Consider the following 23,837-nt stretch of genomic DNA (forward strand, 5'->3'; position numbering starts at 1 on the left):
TGGGTTACGTCCAGTTATCGAGAGTTGTGTTCTCAGCTGGCGGGTTATTCGCCTGGGCTGCTTTCTCGGTCGTGGCGTCGTTGTGTGCTTCGTTGTTTGTTGATGGTGTCCTGGTTGGTATGTCCGACTCGTTTTCTGTGCTTGCAGTGTGGGAGGATTGCGTGTGCTCCCAGTATGCCTCAAGGAGGGTGTTCTGAACTTCGTCGGGGATCACAAGTCGCCCATCAACTTCGACGCATTCCTCGTCAGTCAGCATTGCCATGAAGATGTTTTCCGGGTGTTGATGATCTGTCCCGGTGTCCAACACCATGATGCTGACTTTGGTATTGGTGTCTGGGAATACGCCGGTCGGCAAGTCCACGACAGCATCAAGAAGTCTGTTCTCGACGATGTATTCACGGAAGCGTTTGTCTGCTTTCCGGTGCAGTAACGAATGCGGGACGATAACAGCGGCACGACCGCGTTCACCGAGTTGCGAAATAATGTGCTGGAGGAACGCAAAATCAGCGCGCGATTCTGGCGGTGGTGAGTTAGTCCAGTCAAACCGGTCGTGCGGGTCTGGGAGCGCAGCACCGTGGTCCCAGTCTACACTGAACGGGATATTGGCGATGACTCGGTCAACCGAGATGAGCTGGCCATCCTCAGTTGTGAATTGCGGGTTTGTGAGTGTGTCTCCTTGCCTGATATCGAAATCTAGGCCGAGCGTCTGTGCGGTTGTTTCAGCGGTTTTGACGGCGGAGTGGTTCAGTTCTTGCCCAGTGATCCGAAGAGATTGAGGTGTCGCATTGTCGTTGAGGTCGTTCTGTGCGAGATGGTAGGCGTGAACAAGCATGGCAGCACTGCCACACGTTGGGTCATGAATATGCTGCTCAGGTTTGAATGGCCCAGCAAATCGCGCGGTGAGCCGGGCAATACTCGGCGGGGTAAAGTGTCGGCCATGACTTGTTGTACCGGTGAGGATGTATCCGTCGAGGTCGGCAGCAGCGTTGGTGCTGGATTTGATTGGTGGCGGGGTAATGCAGAGCGTGTCAGTTGGTGGTTTCTGCTTTTCTGAATTCATGGAAATCACCATGCGTTGTAGGGGTGAAGCGATTTCTGCTACGCACCATTCCCAAGTAAATGCCGGGAATTTCGGCTCCTACCGTTATTTCACTGCGTATTGCTTCTTAAGAGAGGTGGCAAACTGCTCGTCTGTAGTTAGTATCTGCTATCGGGGCTGACCCTTAAGTCGGAGTTTTGAGTATGATGTATTAACGAATGGGTCAAGAGCAAGATCTTCGGGAAGTCATCATCCGGGAAGAACACGGTGATGAAATCACGGCGAACACATCACCACGATTTCGAGGTGTACTCCGTGAACTCAACGACGAATTCGACACTGTCAACGACACGCAGTACCTCAAAGATGATGGTCAAATCTGTGTTGAACAACTCGACAACACCGATTCCGTAATCCGCATCACGCATAGCTTTGATGCGGAAATTCCATATGACATGCGAGCTGCTATTCAACGCGTAGATTGTCTCATCGCCACCACTCATCGCGCTGAGGACACTTATGCTGATGATGCTATCTCGCGGACAGCAATTTGGGCAGCTCCAAAAGCAAGTATAACTGATGACCTCGGCCCGGACACCCCCCAAGATCGTTCTGTCTTCGACGCGCATTCTCACACATCATCATCTACGTCGTCTACCTCAAATCGTCGTTCTCAGAGTGTATCACGGTCAAACACCTCTCAGGCCAGGTTGGATGAGGCGAGAAAGGCACGAACACGGATTCGAAATACCTTCATTGGAATAATCGCTGTTGGACTCGTCAGACCAGTTACTGACATATTGGTGAGCGAGATTGTCCAGCAACCAGACACGCCTGCACGAACTATAGAGGTTGTTTCCCAAATCCCTCAGTTGGTGAATTTCATGACTTTCTTTATGATTGCTGTCGCTGTCCCAAACGGTGTGTATGGCTTCCTCCAGTTGATGTCGAATTCAGCACCCGGGACGTAGTCTGGAATTAAGACCGCTTATTGTCTAAACCCCACGGTTTCAGGTGTGGTTCTGGCGGCCACAGCGGGTGCCACGAATCTTTGTCAGTAACTATTTTCACACCAGTTTCGGTTAGTACATCGTGAATGTCCCCCTCTAACTGGGTGTCGCGGACGTGTTCATGCTCTGGACTCGGTGCAAAAGGATAATACCCGTTAGATTTTGTGGAATACACGATGTAAGCAGATTGATTCGCTGGTGTTGTTACTTCGTATAGTACAGCGACAATCGAATCAGCAGACTCGTAGTCTATCAGTGTCCGCAACACGAAGTTCACAGCGGACACGTTCCGATCAAAATTGTACGGAGATGTCCTGAACACAATCCACCTAAATGCTTGTGAATCCCGGAGAAACTCTGTTTCGGGGTTTTCTTTTTCGTCTTCTTTAGAGAAGTGCGTGTTGAGTTCATCAAGTGCATTCTGAGCTGCGCTTCCGGTGATGTCTTTGACACACATTCCAACTGTTCCGCTGGGTTCGAACCCAGCTGCGGACACGGTGAGTGTTTCAAGTGAAAATCTGAATAGGGCATCGATATGGCCGGTTTTGCTGTTCTCGGCCTCGTCGTCACCAAGCGGTAGGAAGCTCACCATAGACTTGTCTTACCACTACTTTTCCACCTACCGCCTAATCAGCGTTCGTATTCGAGAGCCTCCAAGAGGAGGTATCTGGTCTTGTCTTTTGGCTGTGCTCGTCTCAAGTAGTGTTGAGGTTCACCGCACTACATTGCATACTTTTATCATCCACTGGCTAATTGTAATACTCGTATGACAAAGAGTGTGCGGACGACCGATCGGCAAGACGAATACCTCGAACGCGCTAACATCAATTTCAGCGAATGGGTTCGTGATCGACTCAATGAGAAAATGGAACGTGAGCATTACGGCACCTGCATAGTCTGCAATACCGACGTGTACGTCACCGCTGGTCGGGACATCTCTCCCAACAGCCCAATCGGTGACATCCTCGGCCTCACTTCCCATGACGAGACTGGCGACGGGCGCATCCCCATCTGCGAAAAACACTATAATCAGGCCCTTGAGGTCTTTGAACATCCCGCTGCCACGAGCATCCCTAACGTGTTTGTTCCTGATACTTGGACATCCGTCCCTGACGCTGACCAAGACACCCTCTCCCCAGACAACGACTGCACGCCACACGAACAATATACCGGTACGACACCCAACGACGCCGCAATGCGTGTCTCTCTTGAATATAACTCCGACGGCGATGTCTGGGTGGTCTTTTCAACCATCACTACAGACGACGAAAGTACTACGTACCATTCTGCATTCTCACAACACGAGCAGGCCATTGGACACGCCCTCACAAAACTACGCCGCCGTGGCCGTGATCTTCCTAGAGCTGACTCCCTCGCTGCGTGATCGACGAACACCCCACGGTGTGAACCGCCTCGGGGTCAAGCCCCGTGGCATTCGCCTCGACAACCTGTAAATACTTCCGTAGTCTATCTGTGAGATACGAATGGACATCGCAGAGGAAGAGGTATTGTTAGATGTCACTTGGACGGACGCCCCGCAAGGCTGGATTGCAACACTCGTCACAGCCACCCACAATGACATAGTTGAACGACAACTTCGACCTGGAACTCCGCTGGAGTTCGAGGTGACAGAGACACGCCGCTGTGTCGGGTACACAGATGCAAACCACCAACATCATCTCTGCCCAGATCACGCCACGGTTGACGAGGGAACCCAATGCTATGTCTGCCGACAGAAAGACGCACAACGCGACTATATCGAAGGGCGGACTGGCGCAGCTCGTGACGGTGATCATAGTGTCTATCTTGCGCAGTGTGGCAGTACCGTCAAAGTTGGAGTCACTCGTTCACAGCGTCTCCTGAAGCGCTGGATTGAACAGGGGGCTGTGTATGCCGTGGAAATTGAGTCAGGCCTCTCTGCAACAGATGCACTTGTCCGTGAAGAAGAACTCTCGAAGGCCGGGCTCACTGAACGCATCCGAAAAGAACAGAAACTCCCACTCCCTGACTCACCTCACCTCAACGAGGTCATGGAAGAATACGATCTTGTTGGCGACATCATTTCTGTCTTGGAGAAGACAGTGTATCCGGCACCCACAACGAGTTCCGTGCAGCGCACTGATCGCGTCGCTGGGGAGGTGCAGAGTGTCTTTGGGAAACTTATTGAGGTACCGGGGCAAGCGTTTGCAGTGACACCTGGCCGGTGTATTGAGCCACCTCAACAGACTGGGCTCACCGATTTCGAGTAACTCATCATTCAGCTTCCGCGTTGTTACTGCTGTGAGGGGTGTTTTGTAGTTTGAAAGGCTACTGAACGGCGATTTCTCGGTTGTCGAGCGCTGATTTAATGCGCCCTTCGTGGTTGCCTTGGAGTTCAATGTGTCCGTTTTTGACGGTGCCGCCACAGGCGAGTTCGGATTTCAGGTCTGATGCAATCTCGCTGAGGTTCATGTTCGGATCGAAGTCTTCGATGATGGTGACTTCTTTCCCGTAGCGGCGTTCGTCGATGCGGACCGTAACTTCGTCCGACGTGCGGGCCATGTCATCACAGACGCACAGTTCATCTGGCAGGCCGCACGTCGTACACGTGCTAGGCATTACGACTTGAGATTGTGGCGTGAATAATAAAAGAGTTAGGTGGTGATGCGGCGGCACGGATTCGAACCGTGGAACCTCTACAGGACCGCGTCTTAAGCGCGGCGCCGTTGGCCAGCTTGGCTACCGCCGCCTACACCGCTGTCTGAATTCAATAGATGTCAGTGGTGAGCGCCGGGACTGCGATTTGAACGCAGGTACCACCCGGGAACCCGGGTGTGTACTCGCTCTCCAAGCGAGCCCCGTCGGCCAGACTTGGGTATCCCGGCACAACCACAAATCTGCCGCTGAATCCTTCCTTCAGTTGAGTGAGCCCCACGGTGAGTCACCGCAACGCGTGAAGCGCGTTTACGCGGTGTGTCCCGCGGAACTGTCAACTGGACGCCCAGCTAAGAGAGGAGAGCGTGCTACACAGTTCAAGCCCGCGGAGTGGTTAACCATCAGTCATTCTCCCCTACGATTTACCGAAATAAAAATATTCGGTGTCCCACTTGAGAGGTGAGGTGTCTGCGGCGTTCACGATGGCGACGATTTCATATTAAACGCGTCGACGAGTTCTTCTTCAGTGAACACCGGGAGGAAAGTGTCATGGACGTAGTCACGCTCTTCGACGACCCACCGATCGCTTGTGTCATCGTCTTCGCTGAGTGTGTTGACTGCGGTCTGGTATGTTTCTCGCAGCGATACTGTTGTCACCGGGAACGTTGTGTCTGACTCCAGATGAGTACCGTGGAGCTCCCACACGATGCCATCTGTAGCAATTGCAATGAGGTATTCCGGTTGTGCTCCGTACTGTCCATGAGGGTACGGTGTCTCCGGATTTGCCTCCATGTATGTCTCCATCACCGATTTGAGGTCGGTGTTTACGTCGGGATCTTCAGCGAGATACCCGAATGATGCAATTTCAACGATGCAATTACACTCTGACTGTGAAGTATCCAGGCGGAAATCAGGAACCGGCTGGTGGGGTGCGCCGAGGTCAGACTGGAGTTCAATGAGTGACTCATACCCGAGTGAGTACAACACTGGCTTTACGAGGTGTTCACGGGTCTCCTCTTGATATCCAGTGAGCTCGCCACCTTCGGTGTTAGCGGCTTCAGAGAGCGTGTGGGTGATCGCGTCACTCCCGCGGTCGCGGTCTGCTAACTTGAGATATGAATTCACTGCGTTAATGATGCCCTGTGCGCGGAACTGCCCCGATGATATATTTCTGTATGAGTCTTCACTATCCATATTACCACATGGTAGTCTGCATGTAGTCCCACCACAGCCTAAAACATCAGCCTCCGTTGCAGGCTGAGTTTCTTGACGAACCCAGTCCTATCGAATTCATATATGGAGAGTGTTCATACGTCTCCTTTGCGTGCCGGAGTCCGGCATGTTCAACACACAACGGCAGGTGACCGCTATATTGTTACTGTTGACACAGGCTTTCTTAATGCGATCTGCGGAGAGCTTGCGGCGACTGTTCGGGAGCGAACAGGGACTTTCCATATCCTCAGTACAGAACGCGCATTGAATAAGTGTCTGCCTGGGGGGCCGCGAACAACTCGCGTCGCAGATGAAATCCCAGACCGCGCTCGACTTTACACGGTAGACACGGTGCCAGCTGAGATGACACCTGTCGTTACGACTCAGGATGATGCTGCCTTAGTTTCGATTCTTGAATCAGACATTGGAGTCGAAATTGTGTCTACAACCTATGCAGATGTGATCCGCGAGCATGTTGAGGACTTAGTTGATGAAGCAACCCAATTCCATGTGGATACCCCGTCAGAATCTACGATTCGGGAGACAGCAACTGACACATTCGGCGTCGGATTCACAACCGATGTAAATACCGCGTTCTTGCAGGCTGAAATATACGAAGACAATTCTCCGCAAGAAGCACCCGATCCGCTGAGTGTGCTGGTGTTAGTCGCAGCACGGAATCAAGTGAAAAAGAAACCGTTCGCAAATTGGTGTGCGCAAATCGGGTTCGCAACAGAACGCACTACTTATACTCGTTTCAAAACACTCCACGACTGCGGACTAATCCGTGAAGAAAAGACGTCAGCAGCAGGAAAAGGAGGGTCATCAACTCGCGTGTACTTGGCAGACGAATTCACTCAGCTTGATCCGAGTGAGTACCCGGAAGCAGTTACAGCATATACTGACAACACGGTCGTCTAATCACTGAAATGGCAGCCAGGAAAACACTGTCCGTGCCCCGGATGTCCCGTGGCACGCGACAGCCTCCAGTGTGTGAAGGCAAGTACCCCTACCCGGTTTTCCTGGGTATGATTGTATGCCTATCCGCACTCAATGCTTGCACATAATGCAATAAGTGCTTTCTGCTCTTTCCACACTCAGATGCTCGGCTGTTCAGCAGGTATGACGTGGACAACGTCAGCACACTGACAGCTAAGTAATTGCCTGTGGCATTGCGGGCAGATCTCCCGGTCACATCCCGGATGGTGTTTTTCGCCGGGAGCAGCATTACAATCTGGACAGTTCTGCCCGGCAAACCCATTCCCGTCCTGCCCGTGGCGAAGTGCTTCAAGAGTCTTGTCATCGCCGAACTCAATGATCTTGTTGTCCGCACAACCGACGCCAGGCTCCATCTCTGCCTCGCACAACTCGCAAGTCCCGTACCCATCAGACACCATAACTTCCGCAGGCACCCCGAGTTGGTAATCACGCTCGGGGAAGTCTGCGTCGATGTGTGAAAGGATGTCTGCGGTTGTGTCCCACTCTGACCCGACGTCATAAATCTCCCCGGTCTCAGTATCGCGGATGAGGACAGTCGAATCAGTTCCTAATGTGGTATCCGTCGCAGCCGGGAAGTGGTCTTCACCGGGACGATGCTCATGAATCGCGTAAAATTCATCTTGTTCTTTGTCTGCTGGGTCATACGGTGGAGTAGACATCATCTACACTAATACGCCTCAGCCCTGTAAATACCGAGGAAATGAACCGCCTCCCAGTCAAACCCTGAGACTTCTGTCTCCCGCAGGTAAACCAAGTTAAGAGAAATCTGAGAGTGAGGTATCTCCATCGCGGCCTGTGTGGTGGGTTTTCTCATCGGTGCCGCGATATGGGTTTCCAACGTCGTCTTCTGATTGCACGTCCCAATCTGTGAGACGTGCCTGCTTCCCGCCAAAAGACAGATTCGACACTCGCACACCGACTTTTCTAGCTTTTGTCTCTGTGAATTCTTCCAGCAGGTCAAACACGATGTCTTCGACGAGTTCCGGCTCATTAACCGCAGCTGGCAATGACCGTTCTCGCGTACTCACGTCAAATGGCGGCTCAACAACTTTGATTCCAATTGTTCGATACAGGACTTCTTTCTCGGTTGCACGAGTTGTTACCTGATCGACTAGCGCCTGTATCTTCTCACGTTTGACTTCCATATCCGCGGTCGCTGGCAACGACGTCTCATTTGAGATGCTTTTTGCATCCTCCATCGGTGTGACTTCTCGCTCGTCATATCCGTGTGACCGCAACCAAATTTCGCGCCCACGCTCCCCGAATTCGCGCTCCAGCTCTGTCACATCGAAAGTTCTCACGTCACCGGCCGTTTTAATCCCCATCTTTCGGAGAGTGTCTGCTGTTACAGGACCGACACCATGTACATCTTCAACAGGTAAATCTGTGAGAAACTTTTGAAGTTGCTCAGGCGGAATCATCACCAGCCCGTTTGGTTTCTGGTAATCACTAGCGATCTTCGCGGCACTCATTGTTGGTGCTCCGCCGACACTTGCTGTGACACCAACTTCATTTCGGATTCGGTTTTTGAGTTCACGCGCAAGCGTGGCTGCATCTTCCCAAGACGCACGGTGTGTGACATCAATGTAGGCTTCATCAATAGAGACACGTCGTAACGAGTCAGCATATTCCTCGAGGATGCTCATCACGTCATCGCTAACCGACTCGTAGTATTCCATATCTACCGGGAGGTACGTCGCGCATGGCGTCTCAGCGCGACAGTCAACGGTTTCACACCGTGGCAATTTGTCAAGCGCCTCGTTGATACTCTGCGCGCTCTCAACGCCGTATTCGCGCGCTTCGTAACTTGCAGTAGCGACAGCCCCGTGTTCTTCCCCGTCTTCGTACCCCATGCCGATGACAACAGGCTCACCGACTAACTCTGGGTGTCGAAGGCGTTCACACGCAGCATAGAAACAGTCCACGTCCGCGTGGAACACGATTTGATCAGGAATCCGGTGACTGGCCCCCGGAAGGCTCCCAGTGTCACCGTCGGCTACCATAGCTGGATGTAGGCACTCACCGAGTTTGTACCTTCCCGTTCCACCTTCCACCCGCCGCGATCACTCCGTCGACGGTAGGATATCACTTATGACCTCCAGGGCGTTACACTCCAAACACGAATGGGTCAGACCTCGGATTCCCCTCTTGGAGAACACGCCGCATTAGAGAACCACGCCATCGTCATTGAGAAAGACACACTTGCGAACCACTCATTATCGGATACAACCCGGGACGTGCTTGAGGATGATGCTCACAAGGCTGCTGCTGTTGGCGCTGATTTGAGCCGACTTCCTGACGCCACATTCAATTCGATGTTTGAAACGGTGCTTCATCAGATCCAAACGGCAGGTGAGACGCTCCCACCTGAGGATCGAGTCTACATCATTGGTCTTGAAACAGACAGTTCACTCACAGGTGAGCAGATTGAACTTGCCAGTGATGATGCTGTCTTCTACATTGAAGATGCAAAACTCGTATCCGCGTATGCGGTACATGATGACTCTGAAACGATTGGATTCGCGCATCTCACGCAGTCATTAGACGGAGTGGATTACTTACTGTTGGCAACTCAGAAAAATGGTGTCTTGGCTGGAAGTGATACAACGATGGACGAGTTGCGTCGAGAAGTGGCGATGACGCAAGCTCGTCGCATCAATCTTCTTGGGAAGCCGATGCAGGAACACGAAAAAGAAGCGTATAATGAGTCGTTTCGGTATGTCTTTGTGGGCCCACTCACCGCGTATGAATATATCGTAGGGAGTGCTGAGAGTGCCGATGAGACGTAGGATGTCGCGGTGAGAGGCACTCCGAAATTCACACACGGTCGAGGCGGATGCCACGGGGCTTGACCCCGAGGTTGTTGACGTTCTCCGTGCAGAAGTCCGAACCAAACGAAGCGGTTGTGTTAAGCGACGTTGACAGTGGCGTTTGCTGAGTTGATTGCGTCTTCGATTGCGTCTCGCTGAGTAAGTCCGTTGAACCGTTCAACCACGGTCCCGTCTTCAGAGAGGACTACGACAGCGGGAAGTGAACGCACTTGGTATTTGTTCGCCTCATCCTGGTGCTCGTCTACGTCTAGTTTCTCGATTTCTACGTCTTCATGGTCGGCGAGGTCGGCTTCGATTTCGTTGATAATGTCTGCCTGCTGGTCGCATGGGCCGCACCAATCGGCGTAGAAGTCTTTCACGGTTACCGTCATACCGGTTTGTAGTAGTTGGTCGGGACGGAAAAACGCAAGGAATCTCTGGTGTGAATTATAAAAATGTTTGTTGGCTAGCCTTCACACTGAGTGGGGAACCCGTGATTTTGCCGGTTGCAAACCATCGAAGACAGCGTATTTAGCTGTTCCCGGACGGCATCCATATGTCATCGTTTTCTCCAGTGACACCACGGAGTTCCCGGAGGCCGCGCCCAGCGAGTTCGTCAGCACGCGTGTTGTGCTCGCTTTTGATTTTTCGGACACGAGCATGTTCGAACTCGACAAGTTCCTCTCGCGCTTGTTCACACAGTAACTCAAGTACAGGCTTCTCAGCGTACTCCTCAGTCAGGTAGGCTTTCAATCGTTCGCAATCAGTGTTAATAACAACGAAACTGGGATCATAATCTTTACTGAGGCGGATTGCAGTGAGTGCTGCGACCGTCTCAGCCTGCATGCTTGAGGTCGCTCCAGGCGCTTCTTGCCAGCCTTCCTGGAGGATAGACCCACTACCATCTTCGATCGTGAAACCTATTGTAGCGATGTCTTCGTCGTTGTTGTAGGCTCCATCTGTCTCGATGACAGCTGTGTGAACAGCTGTGGTATCAGCACCGTCTTGCACGATAGTTGGCTTTCGAGGCTGAAGCGGTGGCGCGGAGGATGGGGTACTTGACATGGTTACAAGATACTCACTTTGTTCATCACTGATGGTGTCTCGCTGGCCGCGCGGCTCAGGAGGTTCAAAACGAGATGCGAGAGGGAAGCCTATTCCACGTCGGGGATGCCGGTTACCAGGTTCCCACACCCCAATGTATGGCATACTCTCATCAAGGGGTGAACCCCTGCTCAACACATTTGGAAATTTTAGGCACGCTCCCACTTAGCATTAAGGCTTTCCGCGAACTCAGCGGTATGCCAGTGCTGATCTCATTTGTTCACCGGGATTTCGAGTGTGAAGACGCTGCCACGCGGGTCATTTTCGGAGAGGGTTACTGTCCCGCCGAGTGCAGTGACTGACCAGTAAATCATCCAGAGTCCGAGACTGTCGGCATGATGTAATGGCGTCTCAGTTCCAGCTTTCACAACGTCCCAGTCCGATTTTGGAATTCCTGCCCCGTTATCTGCAATTGTGACGGCTGCGTGATCATCCTGTACTGATTGTTTGACCGTGATCTCAATTTGGGGCGTGTCGCGGTCAGAGTGCGTCACTGCGTTTTCAATAATCTCTTCAAATGCGATCTCGAATACGTTCCCGTTGGTGATTGACGCGTCGAGAGAGTCTTCAGGTGTGAACGTGATTTCAGCGTTCTCGTATGTCTTTTGCTGGCGTTCGACGAAGGCTTCCAGCCGGTCTAGTTTCAACGGTGTTGGGTCTTCATGGCCAGACAGTAGTTCTCGGATGGTTGTCGTTTGTTCGCTCAATTCATTGATTGCTGTTGTGTGTTCACGTATTTTGGTGATTGCGACTTGCTGTTCGTCTTCGCTAAGCCCGTTACCAAGCATTTCAGCGTACCCGTCGATGACGTTAATCGATGTCCTAACGTTGTGCCGGAGAATCCGGTTCAAGACTTCTAATACCTGCTGTGTGAGTCTCTCGTCGCTGATGTCACGCTCGATTGCCGCGAAGTGTGTCAATTCGCCTCTGTCGTCAGTTATTGGGACGATTTTCTGATGTGCACGGTACTTCTCGCCGGACTTGGCGCGGTTTATGAGCTCTGCCTCCCATGTGTCTCCCGCGGTAATCGTTTCCCACAACTCCTTGTAGAATTCCTCATCTTGCTCCCCGGATTTGAGGATCTGCGGTGTCTTCCCGATTGCTTCGCTCGCCGAGTACCCTGTCACTCGCTCGAAGGCAGGATTGACATATTCGATAATCCCGTTGGTGTCCGTGATGAACATCACTTGGTTGGACATCTCTGACTGTTTCTCAAAGAGTGCGCGTTCACGCTCGTAGATTTTTCTGTCCGAAATATCCTGTTGGAAGCCAAGGAAATGCGTCACACCCCCATTCGGGTTTTTGATTGGTGAAATTGTGAGTCGGTTCCAGAACATTGACCCATCTTTCCGGTAGTTACGTAATTCTACGGTCGTTGGTCGCTGCTCGTTGATGGCAGCACGCACTTCTGCAACGGGTTCCTCGCGTGTGGCAGCCCCCTGAAGGAATCGACAATTCCGACCGATAACTTCAGCACGAGAATACCCCGTGAGCTCAAGAAATTCATCGTTAACGTAGACCAGCGGTTCATCTTCACGCGTGGCATCAGCAATTGAGACCCCGATTGGTGATTGTTGTGCTGCATTTTCTGTGAGTGGAATCGCACCACTGTCTTCGCTTTCGACGATGTTGATGAAGGATGTGTGAGTCTCCATCTTCCCATCCCACTCAATCTCTGAGCTGACTGCGATGGCAGTAACCGTCGCTTTATCATCCAACTCTAGTTTGACTTGGAGTCCTTGGATTGGTTCACTCTCATCTTGGATGCGTTCAAACTGTGCGTGTAACGGGTCTCGATATGGTTCTGTGACAAAATCAGTGAGTGGCGTATCAACAATGTCAGTGGTTGGTTTCAAACCTAGGAGCGCCCTGAACTCCTTGTTAGCGTACTGGATCGTGTCGTTAGAATGAATAACGACCGGTCCAACTAGATCGCTTGGCTGCATATAATTACTCGTCAGGACTGCCCGGTTTTCAATGTGCTGGCTTTCAGAATCTGCTACCACAGCCAGCATCATACGGGTGGCTGACATGTTGTTTGCTCGTTGAGGCTGGCCGTGTCAGTGAACACCGCGCTCTCTTGGCGGCTCCGCCAATGAATGGTGTGCCGCACGCAGGATTTGGAAATCTTCCCACCCCTTGACTTAAACCGATTGAATATGCGAAGTTTTTATCAGACCGCTCCCGTCGAACAAGATGCATGATGCCTAACTCAGACTCAGATCCAGGCATTTCCTGTGACTCCGAGAACACTGCTCACGACCTCCCCGTCAGTAACGATGAACTCGACCGTGTCCTCCGCGACATCTATGACAACCCCAACAAATATGATGCCGAGACTCTCCTCAACGTCTTCACCGTTCTTTCTGGCGTTTGCTCACCAGATAACGACCTGCACACCCCATTTGAGGATTCGACCTCTACGACCGAACCTGACGGTTCAGAGCCCCAAAGCAGCACTGACCCAGTAATCCCCGTTAAATTGATCGTCAAGCGAGCGCGTGTCTACCATGACAAAGGCGTCGACGCTTTGCACGCTCTTCGGTTGGCACTCGACGACGCGATAGACACGGTCGATCAGGCCACTGAACAGGATCACACGGGCCCGGTCGGTGGATTGGTCTCTCAGTGAACCGTCTCGGGTGTTCGGTCCGGCTATCGATACTTCTTGACGGTTCTTTTGTATTTCTGTGAGTAGACACTCTTTTTCGGGCAATCAGGCGTTTTGAGAAGAGTCAGAAATCGCTTAGTGTCGTTTTCTTCAGTTTCGATGGCGTGTTTACAGCCTCAGAGTCAGTGACAGCTGTGTGTCGCACAGTGTATGTGCTACTGTTTGCAGCCGTATTCTTGTCATCATCACCCTGTTCAATTTGTTCAGCGGTATAGAGCTGAATTTGGCGTTCGTCTTGTGAGGCAACTGGCACCTCGTAGATGTCAGCTTCGTACGCGAATGTTTGCCCATCATCAATCTGGTCTTCGATGTATTCGCGGTGGTCTGAGAGTCGCTGGGTGATGATTGCATCCGCTATTTCGGGCACGTTACTGACGCGATCTTCAAACACCGTGAGGAACTCGTCGTGAAGCTCGCATCCGATAGAATCTCGCGCTGCAAGCATTGCTGCCAATGTTGTTGTTCCTGTCCCCCAAAATGGATCCAACACGGTGTCACCGTACACGCTGTACATATTGATGAGACGATACGGGATTTCTACGGGGTATGCAGCTGACCGGTCGCGCAACTCATCGCGGTTGAGAGGTTGGCATTTCCCGCGCACGTCCTCCCATAGGTCAGAGAACCACTTATTTCTCTCTTCTTGGAAGTATGCTGATTCATACCGGTTCTCAGCACCAGGTTCAAAACCCCGCCGCGTGTCCCCGTTCCGGAAGCAGAGAATGTATTCGTGTTCAAGAGTCACGTAAGCGTTTGGCGGCGTCATGCCACTTCCCATGAATTTTGCTGCTGAGTTCGTGGGTTTTCGCCACAGAATCTCAGGGAGCGGTGAGAATCCGCGGTCAGTGAATGCATCCATAATTCGAGCGTGGTTTTGGTATACACGGAAATTCCCCGTTATGGTTCGCGTTGCGTCTCCGATATTGATGCAGGCAATCCCGCCAGGAACAAGAACACGCTCAATTTCATCCCACACCTCATCAAGGACCGCGTGCATCGCATCGAATGCTGCGGCTCCGTCCTCGTTGTTGAGTGCGGTTTCAACACGTGGGGAAAGGGTAGCGAATATTTCATCCCACATCTCAATCATCGGATATGGTGGCGATGTCACGACTAATTCGACGCTGTCACTAGGTACGGCATCGAGTGCTCGTGCATCACCAATGTGAATATCGTGTGCTGTTTCCATTGTGTTGTCTACGTACTGCGTTGTTGTCTGGGTTGCCGGCACAGAAGTGAGTCAGGTCTCCGTAGCAGGTTCACGCTTTCGTAACGGTTTCTTCTCGATTTCCTCGACGAACGCCTGCGTGAAATATCTTTGCTCCTTGATTTACTCATTTTCGACCATCCATGCCAAGGTTTCTTTTTATGCGTCGTCTTATCTAAGTGCGTATGCAACGTAGACACCTACTGCGCACTGTCGGTGCTAGTCTTAGTCTTGGGGTGGGAGCTGCTGTTGCTGGGTGTTCATCCAGTAGTGACAGTGAGCCCCCGATCACAGGCACCATCACCGGTGGACCGTATGTGTGGAAAAGACAGTACCGGGATAATCTGGTTTACGTGACACTCAAACTCGAGGGTGACCCTGACGATTGGCCGGAAATCTCTGTTTTGGGAACGACATACTCCGGGTACACAGGGAAGATGACGCGAGGTGACGGTGATAACAGCCAAGACATGACCGTGTTGCACAAGAGCGACATGCTCGGCTGGACAACAACGAATTCCTGGATTTTCGAGAAAAGCGAATTTGAAAACGATGGCGTGGAGACTGAGCGCATAGTGCTTGGATACGCGAATGACCTCACCCCGGGAACAGAATTCACGTTCTCTCTGCGAAATGTAGAGGCTGAGAAGATATACGAGGTGGGTTCACTCACTTACGAGGGTACTCCGACTGAGCGCACTCCATCGAAGTAACGGATACGCAGTTCATCTGCCTTGCGAATGGTGGCGCGGGGAATCCGGCTTGGTCATTTAGCTACTTCCGATGGCGCTCCGCATGAACGTCACTGTGAGAAGGGTGAACAGCAGTGCACTGAGATACCCTTCACTCGCAGCAAGGAATTTTGCCGCCCAACCCGCAGTGAGTGGTGCATTGTTCCCGTACCCGATCGTTGTGAATGTGATCCCACTATAGTAGATCCCGTCGTACAGCACATGGAGTGGGTTCTCGGCGTTCCAGATGACACCGACTGTGGTTTCGAACGGCCCGCCCATTGTGTACAGCAATCCGTACAGCATGGTGATCCCGGCCATTGTGACGAGGATTCGCGGGACGCGATTCGCGTACCCGCAGGTGTACTGCATGAAGAGGTTGAGGGCGATGCCAGCGCTCTTCTTGATGCGGGTAAGCGCATTCAATGAATACTCGTTGCGGACGATGTCGTAGTTTTTCTGCCGGTTGTAATACCAGCGTAGAAATTCGAAGTTCCGCATTGCCGTTGTGTCTCCGACTGCGTCTGCGGACTCTTGCGCTCGCCGGTACGTTTCCTCAATAACATCATTCGTCATCTCGACAGCAGGTTGCACGTCTGCCTGCGTCTCCACGAATGAGTGGATGTTCCAGTCGTTCCGTTCGAGAGACGTATGGTGGTTGCTGAAATCGAATTGCTCAAACTCTGTGAGGCAGAATCTGAAGTAGTCTAGGAGTTCGTACGTGGAGTTCTCACCTTTCAGCTGGACGTTTCCGAGAGTGGCTTTGGTGAGATCGTACGGGACGATGTCACCTCCGCCTTCTTCAATGATACCGCCATTAATGGTGGCTTCCGTCAGATCCACGTAGATATCAGTGTCTCTCCCGGTGACACGGAATTTCACTTCTTTCCTGAATGTCGTTTCACGGAAGTTGACTTCATCACGGAATTCAACATCCCAGAATGATGCTGTCTGGAAGTCAGAAGAACTGAAATCAGCTTGCTGCACGAATGTCACATCACGGAACGACGCGTTTTCTTCGAGGTGTTTGGCTTCACCTTCGAACAGCGCGCCACGAAAGTGTGCAGTCTCGTTGAAGCGCGCGTGCTGGAAAGACGCATCTTCCCGGAATCGCACTTCGTCGAAATTTGCGTGCTCGTTGAATATCGCACTCTCAAAGGAGGCGTCTTCTTTGAAGTCGGTTGCTTGCGCGCGGATTTCACCATTAAACTCGGCGGTGTCAAATTCGGCTCGGGCTTCGAATGTTGCGTCCCCGAGTTCAACATCACCAGAGATTGTGATATTGGTGAAGAGAGCGGGCGCAGTGAATGTGGCGCGATCGAGGTTGCAGTCCGCAGCAATCGTGGCGCTGTCGAAGTTCGCATATCGGAAGTACGCGAGTTTGAAGTCAGCGTCGTCGTTGAAGGACGCATCAGCGAACGTCACGTCGTCTTCAACGGTTCGGCTCCCGCCGCTGAATTGTGCCCCCCGAAATTCTGCGAGCGCGTCGAACGTTGTGCTGTTGAACGCAACGTCTTCCAGGAACTGTGCCTCATCAAATTCCGCGACGCGGTTGAACACGACATCAGTGAAGATGGTGTTGCCGCCGAAAACAGCGTGACAGAAGTTCCCGGCGTCGTAGAACGTCGCGTTTTCGAAGGTTACGTATTCGAATTCGGCGTCTTTGAAGTCCGCAGTGCTGTTGAATTCGGCGTTTTCAAAGGATATGTGATCGTTGAGTTCGTGACTGGTTCCTTGCGTCCGAACGTTCCGGAATTTTGCTGCTCCCTCAAAAGTTGCATTGCTGAAATCTGTGTCGTCGTTGAACCGCGCTTCGTCACACCGGACTTCATCTCGGAACACAGCGTTGGTGAAATGGACGTCGGAGGTGAATTCGGTTTCGTAGGCGTCCACTGTGCCGTTGAACGTCGCGTTTTCGGCTTCGATACGACCATTGACTGTGGCTTCTTCAACGATGAAGTTTTCAATAGTTGCGGATTTCAGGTTCAGATTCTCTTTGAGTGTCCCATATGTGAGGTCGAGCCCTTCGATTGTCGCGTACTGGAAGTTCAGTGTCAGAGAGGTTTCTGTGCCACCATTGAGGGACTGATGTGTGAGTGCAAGTCGCGGAATGTTCGCGTCGACGTATTCGTTTTGGTGTGGGTCACCGGTTTCTAGATTCGCTTCGAGTTCTCGGATGATGTCGGTCGCGGTGACATTGTGCGTTGCGCGTTCGTCTTGCCCCATATGGAAGATACAAACATCACTGTCGGGATGTGATGTGTGCGGGCATTCCCATGTGGTTTGCAGATCGGCGTCAGGGTGTTCGGCAGGATTAAATGTGTAACTACACAGGTTGGTTTCTTCAGTGGGAGAGGATGATGTCGTATTAGTACCCATAGTTACTTCTCCGGAGCAGTGTATGCTCCAAGTCTGGCTTACCTCTATCTGAACCAGACCTAACTGAAAAATGTTCGGCCCTTCTTCCCTGAATCCTGTTCTTGCAGTTGATTTCTTAGATGTTGGATTGCCTTCTTCAGGGGGAGGCGGGGGACGCCGTCCCTTGGGGGACGTTTGGTTCGATGAGATACGTTTCACGGCCGTAGAACGATTCTTTCCGCCGTTTGATGAGGCCTTTTTCACCGAGCGAGTTCAAAGCGTCTATCACTGTGTCTTGTTCGCCTTTGAGCTCTCGGAGCAGATCGTTCATTGGAATGCTATCTGTCTTCAAGATGTGCTTGAGGGCGATTTCTTCTATCTCGGAAAGTTCCTCGGATTGAATGGTCGGTGGGAGTTGTGGCCCAGATTGCGGTGAGGTGTCTGTTTCCGAGGAGTGGTCTGAGTCTTCTGCGCTGGCCTTCGTGGGCGTAGTGTTGCCCTCAGACCCTCCCGCACCGGCATCGATGTCTTCCGTTGCAGTGAGGATGTATGTTTTCCGGCCGTTTTCTTGCGTTTCTTCACGGTCAATGAGGTCTTTGTCAGCAAGCGCGCGGGCAGCGCGGGTGCCGGTACGGCTGGCGATACCGAGTGTTTTCCAGAGTTCACTCTGCGTGATTTCTCCACGGTCGTAGATGAGGCGTAGTGCTCGTTCCTTTGCAGGAGAGAGTTCACCCTCGTAGGTTGGGACTTCTACGTCGGAGAGTGTTTGCGTGCCGGTGTCTTGGCCAGTGTCGGTTGAGGTGTTCGGAGTCGCTGTGAGTTTGTATGTCGTGTTCCCGTTGTGTTGTGTCTTTTCGCGGTCGATGAGGTCTTTATCGGTAAGTGCACGCGCAATACGTGTAGCAGATCGGCTTCCCATGTCGAGTTCCTTCCAGAGTTGGCTTTGGTAAATGGGACCGTTAGCTTTGATATGAGAGAGGGCTGTTCGTTGGAGATCGGTGAGATCGTCAGTATCGACCATTGATGCACTCATTGTATGGTCTCTTAAGGCATATATTTGCCGGAGTCAACGGTGCCGATGCCTGGGTGGTTGGGTGCAGTGCCGATGTTTTTCACCTGCCGGGAGTACCCCTCCCGAACGCTAACGTTTTTACCAGTCACCAAATTACAACAGAACAGACGTATGCGCCGTCGTAAGTTCCTCGTAGCAGCAGGCACAGCAGCAAGCATCGGAATCGCGGGGTGTCTTGGCGGAGCAAAAGCTCCACCACCCCGGAAATCGAATGTTTTGCAAGATCTCGAAGCAACCGCCGGGAAAGTCGAAATCAACACCGAAGACGACACCTGGGTTATGTCCCGATACGATTCGGGAAGCAATGCTCAGCAAAACATCGGAAATGCAGCTGGCAGTTTCCTCACTTCGGTTTCGTTCATCGGCGTTGCCAGTGCCAAGGGGAAAGGCGCTGCTGCCGGTCGTGGTGTCACTGGTCGCGCCGCTGGCGGGTACACCAAGGCTCCACGCACACATCACAACCGTGCCTGGCTGTACGCCGGTGATTACACCGATGACTGGTATGAAGAACACGAAGAAGATGTTGAAAAATACCCTGTAGAGATCGCTACGCTCGGAGTTGCGTTCCTTGGGTCCACAGAAGAGTTCAAAGACGACAAGCCTGGTCCAGGGGCTGTTCCTTGGGATGAAACTTACGAGAACCCTCAAGACATCGAGACGTATGATGTTGAGCAAGAGGGCTGGTACCGCGTCGGTGCGAAACTCGTCGGAGAAAATGTCGAACAGGATTTCAAGTGGGAAGCCGTCGATTTCAAACTCGTTGAAGATGACACTGGAGGGTACAAGGTCGCAAAACAGTGGAAAGTGTCCCCGCGTATCTAACCACTGGACACTCACTCACCTTCAGTCGCACTACTCAGACACCCTCTAGAATCCACACTTCCAACCCGCCAGAATATGTTGACGTTACGTCTCGTTCCGCCACGATGACTCAACACACACTCCCCCGGTCACGCAAGGTTGTACTCCTAATCATCACGTTCCTCGTGTCTTTCTGTAGCTTCGCCTACGAATTCGTGTACAGCGAAGAACTCACCGTAATGTACGGCAGTACCGTCACACAGTACGTCATCACGATCGGGCTGTTCTTTTTCGCTCTTGGCCTCGGCTCCACTCTCGTTGACAATCTCGCCACGGATAACTGGGAGAACTTCACCCGTCTTGAGCTGTACCTAGCAACTGTCTCCACAACCGGCTTCGTTGGTATCATTCTCCTCAATAGCATTCAACTGCCACCGTGGTTCCCACGTACCGCAGAAATCTACCTCGCGCGTCTCCCACCGGTTCTCGTTGGTTTCCTCAGTGGTTTTGAACTTCCATATCTCACCAAGATGGTGAACATCGAAGCTGACGACACTGGGAGTGACCTCCCGATGACCGTGCGCCGACTCGGTGCAGCACTCCACACCACTATTCACCGCATTCTCAGTGTATTCTTCCACACTAGTACGCCTGAGGGGTCACGAAGCGGGTTCTCGCTCACGCTCAGCGCAGACTACTTCGGCGGTCTCGTTGGCGCTCTCATCTACGCGAAATATCTCTACCCGACATTCGGCCTTATCCCCACCGTGTTCATTCTCGCATTCCTCAACGTGCTTGCGGCACTCTTGTTCGTCGCACGGTTCAGCGGGACCTCATGGGGTGTTTTCAGCGGCGATGCACCAACTGGTGGCGTCATCAGCCACGACCACACTGCGGTTGTCCTTGCGTTGTTGGTGCTGACTGCTGGGTACGGTGGTGTGCTAATGCAGCATGACACTGTCGAGCGCGACCTCACTGCGATGTACTTGGAGCAAACCTACGAAGAGGAGTACACACCGACACGAGGGTCGCCACCCACGATGGATGTTGAGGTTACGAATCAATTCACAACGAACTACCAGCACGTCGTGAAGTACACGCGGACGTGGGAAGGTACTGGCCCAAACCCGTACTTCAATGGGACAACGGAAACTTGCCTTCGGTTGGACACCGCTGTTCAGATGTGCGACTCGTGGGCGGACAGCTATCATAACGGTCTCGTGGATGTCCCGATGGCAATGTACGAGAACTCCACGCAGACGAACGTTCTTCTCATCGGTGGCGGGGACCACGTCGCCCTCAACCACCTTAGGGAGTACAATGTGTCCGTCGATCGTGTTGATCTTGATGGGGAATTCATGCGCTGGGCGCGGAACGCGTCATTCCTCCAGCAATGGCACGAAAACGCGTACAAGTACCCGAACCAGACTACTACAGTTGGTGACGGGTACACGTATGTGCGGAACACGGACACAACGTACGACGTTATCCTGCTGGATATTCCGGGAGCGAAAGACAACAGCCTCCTGAAAATGTACTCGGTGGAGTTCTATCAGGCACTCCGCGACAATCTTGAGCGAGATGGCGTGGTCGTCACATGGGGGTACACGCCCACCGGATACACACAGCATTACCACGCCTACATGAACACCGTGTCCGCAGCTGGGTTCGAAGACCAGATGCAGTACTGGGCCAGGGAAGATATTGACGGTGACAAGGAAACTGAGCGTGTTGAACTCTTCTACATGTTTTCACCGCATGACCGCACCGGCAAGTACCCGACTCGAGCGGGCGGTGCATACGTGCACCGCCACGAAGACCGGTACGCGACGCTCCAGTGGACCGATATTCCGACGTTCAATGGTATCGATTCGAATTCAATCTTCGATCCGAATTACGACATTCTCATCAACCCATGACAGACTCACCATCACCTCCGACGATGCACTTTGCCTATACGGCAACGGCACCGCCACTTGAAGACCTGAGTGTGAAGCAGGCCGTACCTGGAACCCTGTTCGACGCACCAGCTGTCTTCCTGGTCATCGGGAACTCGCATTGTGTTCTCGCACCAGCATTGCAGTTCGCCGAATTGTGTTCGTGCTTGCCTCCAGATGCCGAAGTCTCAGCGTCTATCAACCTTGATGAACGCATTAACAGGCAAGTCACGTTCACAACACCGGGCGTAACTGGAACAACTCGCATCGAAACACAACCGTTGGAAGCATTCCCTGGTCCCGCAGAACAGGATATTGCATATCGATTCGGGGTAGATGCTTACACGACAATCAGTGTTCAGTCGGCAGGCTACGAAACCTATCATACTTATCCGGAACACGACAAAATAGTGTATACGCACACCGCAGTTGAGCGGCGTCGTACTGATGGCGTGGGCGTTGAACCGTCGCCCGAAAGCCCAGTCACACTTCCAACAAACGCTGATTTCCACAAGAATGGTTGAAACAACACGCGACTACACTGGCGATGTAACACTCACTGGCCAAGAAACTCCGCCCGTAGAAGTAATCGGTCCAGAAGATGTCTTCATTGAACGTGGGGCCGTCGACGGCGATCTCAAACTCCGCGACGTCGAATACGTGTACACGCACACCCCTATCACTGGTGATGCTGAGATTTCCGCCGTGACGACCCGCATCACGGGCGCCCTCGAGGACGCATATGCTGAACCAGACGGTGCTGACGGTGACGTTGTCATTGAGCACGCTGAAGATGTGTTTATCGAAGCAGGCGGTGTTAGTGGTGATGTGACAGCGCACGGAGCAGAGAACATCTTCGATGATACCGGCGCTGGCATCCCGTCGTTGGAACCGAGTGAGTACGACGTCACGGTTACGGGGTGGAAACAACAGACTCACTACGAACACCCAGTGACGGGCGTGTATCTTACTGGCGCGAAACATTCCGTCACGGTCAATGACATCGACGACGATATTGCTGTGTATGTCACTGGGTGGGATCATGATGTGACACTTCGTGGAGACGGGACTGGGATTCGTGGAGACACACCAACGGTGTCAGTGTATCTGCTTGGCCGTGACAATACTCTCGACGTTGGGTCACATCTCTCCGTTGACGTGGTGAGTGACCCTGGGATGCGGAACACTGTTGAAGAGCAACCAGTCTCGGTTGACGCCGTGATTGAAACCTCTCGTTCTGAGGCGTTCCCGATGTTCGGTCGGCGGAAAGTCACGTATCAAACGCCGGCGGCAGAGACTGAGACGTGCCCTGGATGCGGCGAAGATGCTGATGGTATCATTGCCCGTCAGCACATGGATGCTTTCTTCCTGTTTGGTCACCCGGTCAAAGTCTACGATCAGAGTTCAAATCCGCCGAAAGAATGCGAACACTGCGCGACACCATCTCATTCCCCGACATCGTTTTGAGAACCTAGATGAGGTCTTCGGTTTCGCGGATGTCGAAAAAGTGGTGTTCTGGTGTGATGTCAATGCGGGGTGGTGAGAATGCCTGGACAAAGGTATCGGTTGCTTCAGCTGGAAGTGTAAACAGGTGCTTATCGAGGGTGAGAACTCCGGGGAGGTCACTGAGACGGTCGTGCCATGTTTGCTCTGGTTCTGTCTTGTGCTTCGTTACTGTGTGACTCTCGTAGTCGTCTGTTGGTGGTGTTGTTTCAGGATTACTTAGAGTGATACGGCAAGCCGGTGCTCCTCCAGATTCACCGCCGGTTTTGGTGGTGTTGTTTGATTCATCGGTGGGTCTGAGAGATGTCGAACTGAGAGTGAGTCCGTGCGGCGCTGGTTCGTGTGGAGTGACGTATTGGGAGAACAAGAACGCCGCATCACGAGGTTCTGGAAGATCTTGCGTGCGGCCGTGGAGAGTTTTGTAGTGCTTTGCAAGGTCGTCGTAGGCAAGGACAGCGCCTTTGTGCCCTTCAATTTCGGCTGGTGTCCAGAAGACAGAGTCTGTAATGCAGAGCTCCCAGAGTGCGGTGAGCGTTGGTGTCTGATGTGGTGTCGGCGGTGGCACGATGAAAACATGGTCAATGTCGCTAAGTGAAATGAAATCACATGCTGGTAGAAGGCCGAGATTGCTGTATATGCTCTGGATTTCAGCAATAATATCGACTGTCTCGGGAGTGGAATTTGCATCTGGTGGTTGTGAAGGTGTCGTATGTCCCTCTGACATCGGCGTTGTACTAGTGTTGTGCCAA

The 23,837-nt window shown here is 52.4% G+C and carries 24 protein-coding genes and 2 tRNA genes; 11 read left to right on the plus strand and 15 right to left on the minus strand.

The annotated features are described in order from the left end of the window. Window positions 1-4: 4 nt before the first annotated feature. The gene (locus QYL91_RS15810; RefSeq protein WP_302083675.1) at window positions 5-1,060 is read right to left on the minus strand and encodes an HsdM family class I SAM-dependent methyltransferase; all 1,056 of its coding nucleotides are present in this window, start codon (window positions 1,058-1,060) and stop codon (window positions 5-7) included. A gap of 197 nt (window positions 1,061-1,257) precedes the next feature. On the opposite strand from QYL91_RS15810, the gene QYL91_RS15815 reads away from it, so the two are divergent. After that, window positions 1,258-2,010, plus strand: a complete 753-nt coding sequence (locus QYL91_RS15815; RefSeq protein ID WP_302083678.1) for a hypothetical protein — start codon at window positions 1,258-1,260, stop codon at window positions 2,008-2,010. Between the two features lie 7 nt (window positions 2,011-2,017). Here QYL91_RS15815 and pspAB read toward each other — a convergent pair whose 3' ends face one another. Next, complete coding sequence (gene pspAB, locus QYL91_RS15820) at window positions 2,018-2,641, minus strand: PspA-associated protein PspAB (protein ID WP_302083681.1); 624 nt, start codon at window positions 2,639-2,641, stop codon at window positions 2,018-2,020. Window positions 2,642-2,815: 174 nt separating this feature from the next. Between pspAB and QYL91_RS15825 the strand changes: the two genes are divergently transcribed. Both QYL91_RS15825 and QYL91_RS15830 read left to right on the plus strand, forming a co-directional pair. Continuing rightward, entirely contained in the window at window positions 2,816-3,433 is a 618-nt protein-coding gene (locus QYL91_RS15825; protein ID WP_302083683.1) for a hypothetical protein, read from the plus strand. A gap of 100 nt (window positions 3,434-3,533) precedes the next feature. Further along, a complete protein-coding gene (locus QYL91_RS15830) occupies window positions 3,534-4,298 on the plus strand; it encodes a DUF2797 domain-containing protein (RefSeq protein WP_302083685.1) in 765 nt (254 codons plus the stop codon). 58 nt (window positions 4,299-4,356) lie between these two features. Here the strand turns inward: QYL91_RS15830 and yciH are convergent, their stop codons facing one another. The 4 genes from yciH to QYL91_RS15850 all read right to left on the minus strand — a co-directional run bounded on the left by yciH (window position 4,357) and on the right by QYL91_RS15850 (window position 5,877). Next, window positions 4,357-4,647 (minus strand): translation initiation factor, encoded by a 291-nt coding sequence (yciH, locus tag QYL91_RS15835; protein ID WP_302083688.1) that lies wholly within the window; start codon window positions 4,645-4,647, stop codon window positions 4,357-4,359. Between the two features lie 46 nt (window positions 4,648-4,693). Further along, window positions 4,694-4,777, minus strand: a tRNA-Leu gene (locus tag QYL91_RS15840). Between the two features lie 39 nt (window positions 4,778-4,816). Continuing rightward, a tRNA-Ser gene (locus QYL91_RS15845) sits at window positions 4,817-4,913 on the minus strand. 247 nt (window positions 4,914-5,160) lie between these two features. After that, a complete protein-coding gene (locus QYL91_RS15850) occupies window positions 5,161-5,877 on the minus strand; it encodes a hypothetical protein (RefSeq protein ID WP_302083690.1) in 717 nt (238 codons plus the stop codon). Window positions 5,878-6,258: 381 nt separating this feature from the next. Here QYL91_RS15850 and QYL91_RS15855 point away from each other — a divergent pair, with 381 nt between their 5' ends. After that, complete coding sequence (locus QYL91_RS15855) at window positions 6,259-6,816, plus strand: hypothetical protein (RefSeq protein WP_465269227.1); 558 nt, start codon at window positions 6,259-6,261, stop codon at window positions 6,814-6,816. 176 nt (window positions 6,817-6,992) lie between these two features. Here the strand turns inward: QYL91_RS15855 and QYL91_RS15860 are convergent, their stop codons facing one another. Both QYL91_RS15860 and dinB read right to left on the minus strand, forming a co-directional pair. Then, window positions 6,993-7,556 (minus strand): hypothetical protein, encoded by a 564-nt coding sequence (locus tag QYL91_RS15860; protein ID WP_302083696.1) that lies wholly within the window; start codon window positions 7,554-7,556, stop codon window positions 6,993-6,995. Window positions 7,557-7,649: 93 nt separating this feature from the next. Beyond that, complete coding sequence (gene dinB / locus QYL91_RS15865; RefSeq protein ID WP_302084057.1) at window positions 7,650-8,897, minus strand: DNA polymerase IV; 1,248 nt, start codon at window positions 8,895-8,897, stop codon at window positions 7,650-7,652. A gap of 120 nt (window positions 8,898-9,017) precedes the next feature. Here dinB and QYL91_RS15870 point away from each other — a divergent pair, with 120 nt between their 5' ends. Continuing rightward, window positions 9,018-9,683, plus strand: coding sequence for a hypothetical protein (locus tag QYL91_RS15870; RefSeq protein ID WP_302083699.1), 666 nt, complete (start codon window positions 9,018-9,020; stop codon window positions 9,681-9,683). A gap of 119 nt (window positions 9,684-9,802) precedes the next feature. Here QYL91_RS15870 and QYL91_RS15875 read toward each other — a convergent pair whose 3' ends face one another. The 3 genes from QYL91_RS15875 to QYL91_RS15885 all read right to left on the minus strand — a co-directional run bounded on the left by QYL91_RS15875 (window position 9,803) and on the right by QYL91_RS15885 (window position 12,841). Continuing rightward, the gene (locus QYL91_RS15875) at window positions 9,803-10,096 is read right to left on the minus strand and encodes a thioredoxin domain-containing protein (protein ID WP_302083702.1); all 294 of its coding nucleotides are present in this window, start codon (window positions 10,094-10,096) and stop codon (window positions 9,803-9,805) included. A gap of 139 nt (window positions 10,097-10,235) precedes the next feature. Continuing rightward, window positions 10,236-10,769, minus strand: coding sequence for a reverse transcriptase-like protein (locus tag QYL91_RS15880; protein ID WP_302083705.1), 534 nt, complete (start codon window positions 10,767-10,769; stop codon window positions 10,236-10,238). Between the two features lie 251 nt (window positions 10,770-11,020). After that, window positions 11,021-12,841, minus strand: coding sequence for a PAS domain-containing protein (locus QYL91_RS15885; RefSeq protein ID WP_369685643.1), 1,821 nt, complete (start codon window positions 12,839-12,841; stop codon window positions 11,021-11,023). 167 nt (window positions 12,842-13,008) lie between these two features. Here QYL91_RS15885 and QYL91_RS15890 point away from each other — a divergent pair, with 167 nt between their 5' ends. Next, window positions 13,009-13,440, plus strand: a complete 432-nt coding sequence (locus QYL91_RS15890; protein WP_302083710.1) for a hypothetical protein — start codon at window positions 13,009-13,011, stop codon at window positions 13,438-13,440. Window positions 13,441-13,543: 103 nt separating this feature from the next. On the opposite strand, the gene QYL91_RS15895 is transcribed toward QYL91_RS15890, so the two are convergent. Then, the gene (locus QYL91_RS15895; RefSeq protein ID WP_302083713.1) at window positions 13,544-14,668 is read right to left on the minus strand and encodes a DNA-methyltransferase; all 1,125 of its coding nucleotides are present in this window, start codon (window positions 14,666-14,668) and stop codon (window positions 13,544-13,546) included. Between the two features lie 203 nt (window positions 14,669-14,871). On the opposite strand from QYL91_RS15895, the gene QYL91_RS15900 reads away from it, so the two are divergent. Next, window positions 14,872-15,399, plus strand: coding sequence for a hypothetical protein (locus tag QYL91_RS15900; protein ID WP_302083715.1), 528 nt, complete (start codon window positions 14,872-14,874; stop codon window positions 15,397-15,399). A 57-nt stretch (window positions 15,400-15,456) separates the two neighbouring features. On the opposite strand, the gene QYL91_RS15905 is transcribed toward QYL91_RS15900, so the two are convergent. Both QYL91_RS15905 and QYL91_RS15910 read right to left on the minus strand, forming a co-directional pair. Beyond that, window positions 15,457-17,643, minus strand: a complete 2,187-nt coding sequence (locus QYL91_RS15905) for a pentapeptide repeat-containing protein (RefSeq protein WP_369685644.1) — start codon at window positions 17,641-17,643, stop codon at window positions 15,457-15,459. A 289-nt stretch (window positions 17,644-17,932) separates the two neighbouring features. Then, on the minus strand, window positions 17,933-18,808 hold the full coding sequence (locus QYL91_RS15910) for a helix-turn-helix transcriptional regulator (protein ID WP_302083720.1): 876 nt from the start codon (window positions 18,806-18,808) through the stop codon (window positions 17,933-17,935). A gap of 150 nt (window positions 18,809-18,958) precedes the next feature. Here QYL91_RS15910 and QYL91_RS15915 point away from each other — a divergent pair, with 150 nt between their 5' ends. The 4 genes from QYL91_RS15915 (at window position 18,959) to QYL91_RS15930 (ending at window position 23,052) form a co-directional block, all read left to right on the plus strand. Then, window positions 18,959-19,669 carry a hypothetical protein gene (locus QYL91_RS15915; RefSeq protein WP_302083722.1) on the plus strand — a complete coding sequence of 237 codons (711 nt, stop codon included), beginning with the start codon at window positions 18,959-18,961 and terminating at the stop codon, window positions 19,667-19,669. A 104-nt stretch (window positions 19,670-19,773) separates the two neighbouring features. After that, entirely contained in the window at window positions 19,774-21,567 is a 1,794-nt protein-coding gene (locus tag QYL91_RS15920; protein WP_302083724.1) for a spermidine synthase, read from the plus strand. Beyond that, window positions 21,564-22,109, plus strand: a complete 546-nt coding sequence (locus QYL91_RS15925) for a DUF2617 family protein (protein WP_302083727.1) — start codon at window positions 21,564-21,566, stop codon at window positions 22,107-22,109. Before QYL91_RS15920 ends, QYL91_RS15925 begins: the two co-directional genes overlap by 4 nt. Beyond that, on the plus strand, window positions 22,102-23,052 hold the full coding sequence (locus tag QYL91_RS15930) for a DUF8108 domain-containing protein (RefSeq protein ID WP_302083730.1): 951 nt from the start codon (window positions 22,102-22,104) through the stop codon (window positions 23,050-23,052). The genes QYL91_RS15925 and QYL91_RS15930 overlap by 8 nt, the downstream gene beginning before the upstream one ends. Before the next feature lie 4 nt (window positions 23,053-23,056). Here the strand turns inward: QYL91_RS15930 and QYL91_RS15935 are convergent, their stop codons facing one another. Continuing rightward, window positions 23,057-23,812: a hypothetical protein gene (locus QYL91_RS15935; protein WP_302083732.1), complete on the minus strand. Its 756-nt coding sequence runs from the start codon at window positions 23,810-23,812 to the stop codon at window positions 23,057-23,059. Between the last annotated feature and the right edge of the window lie 25 nt (window positions 23,813-23,837).

The organism is Salinibaculum rarum, assembly GCF_030505615.1.
GTDB classification, from domain to species: Archaea; Halobacteriota; Halobacteria; order Halobacteriales; family Haloarculaceae; genus Salinibaculum; species Salinibaculum rarum.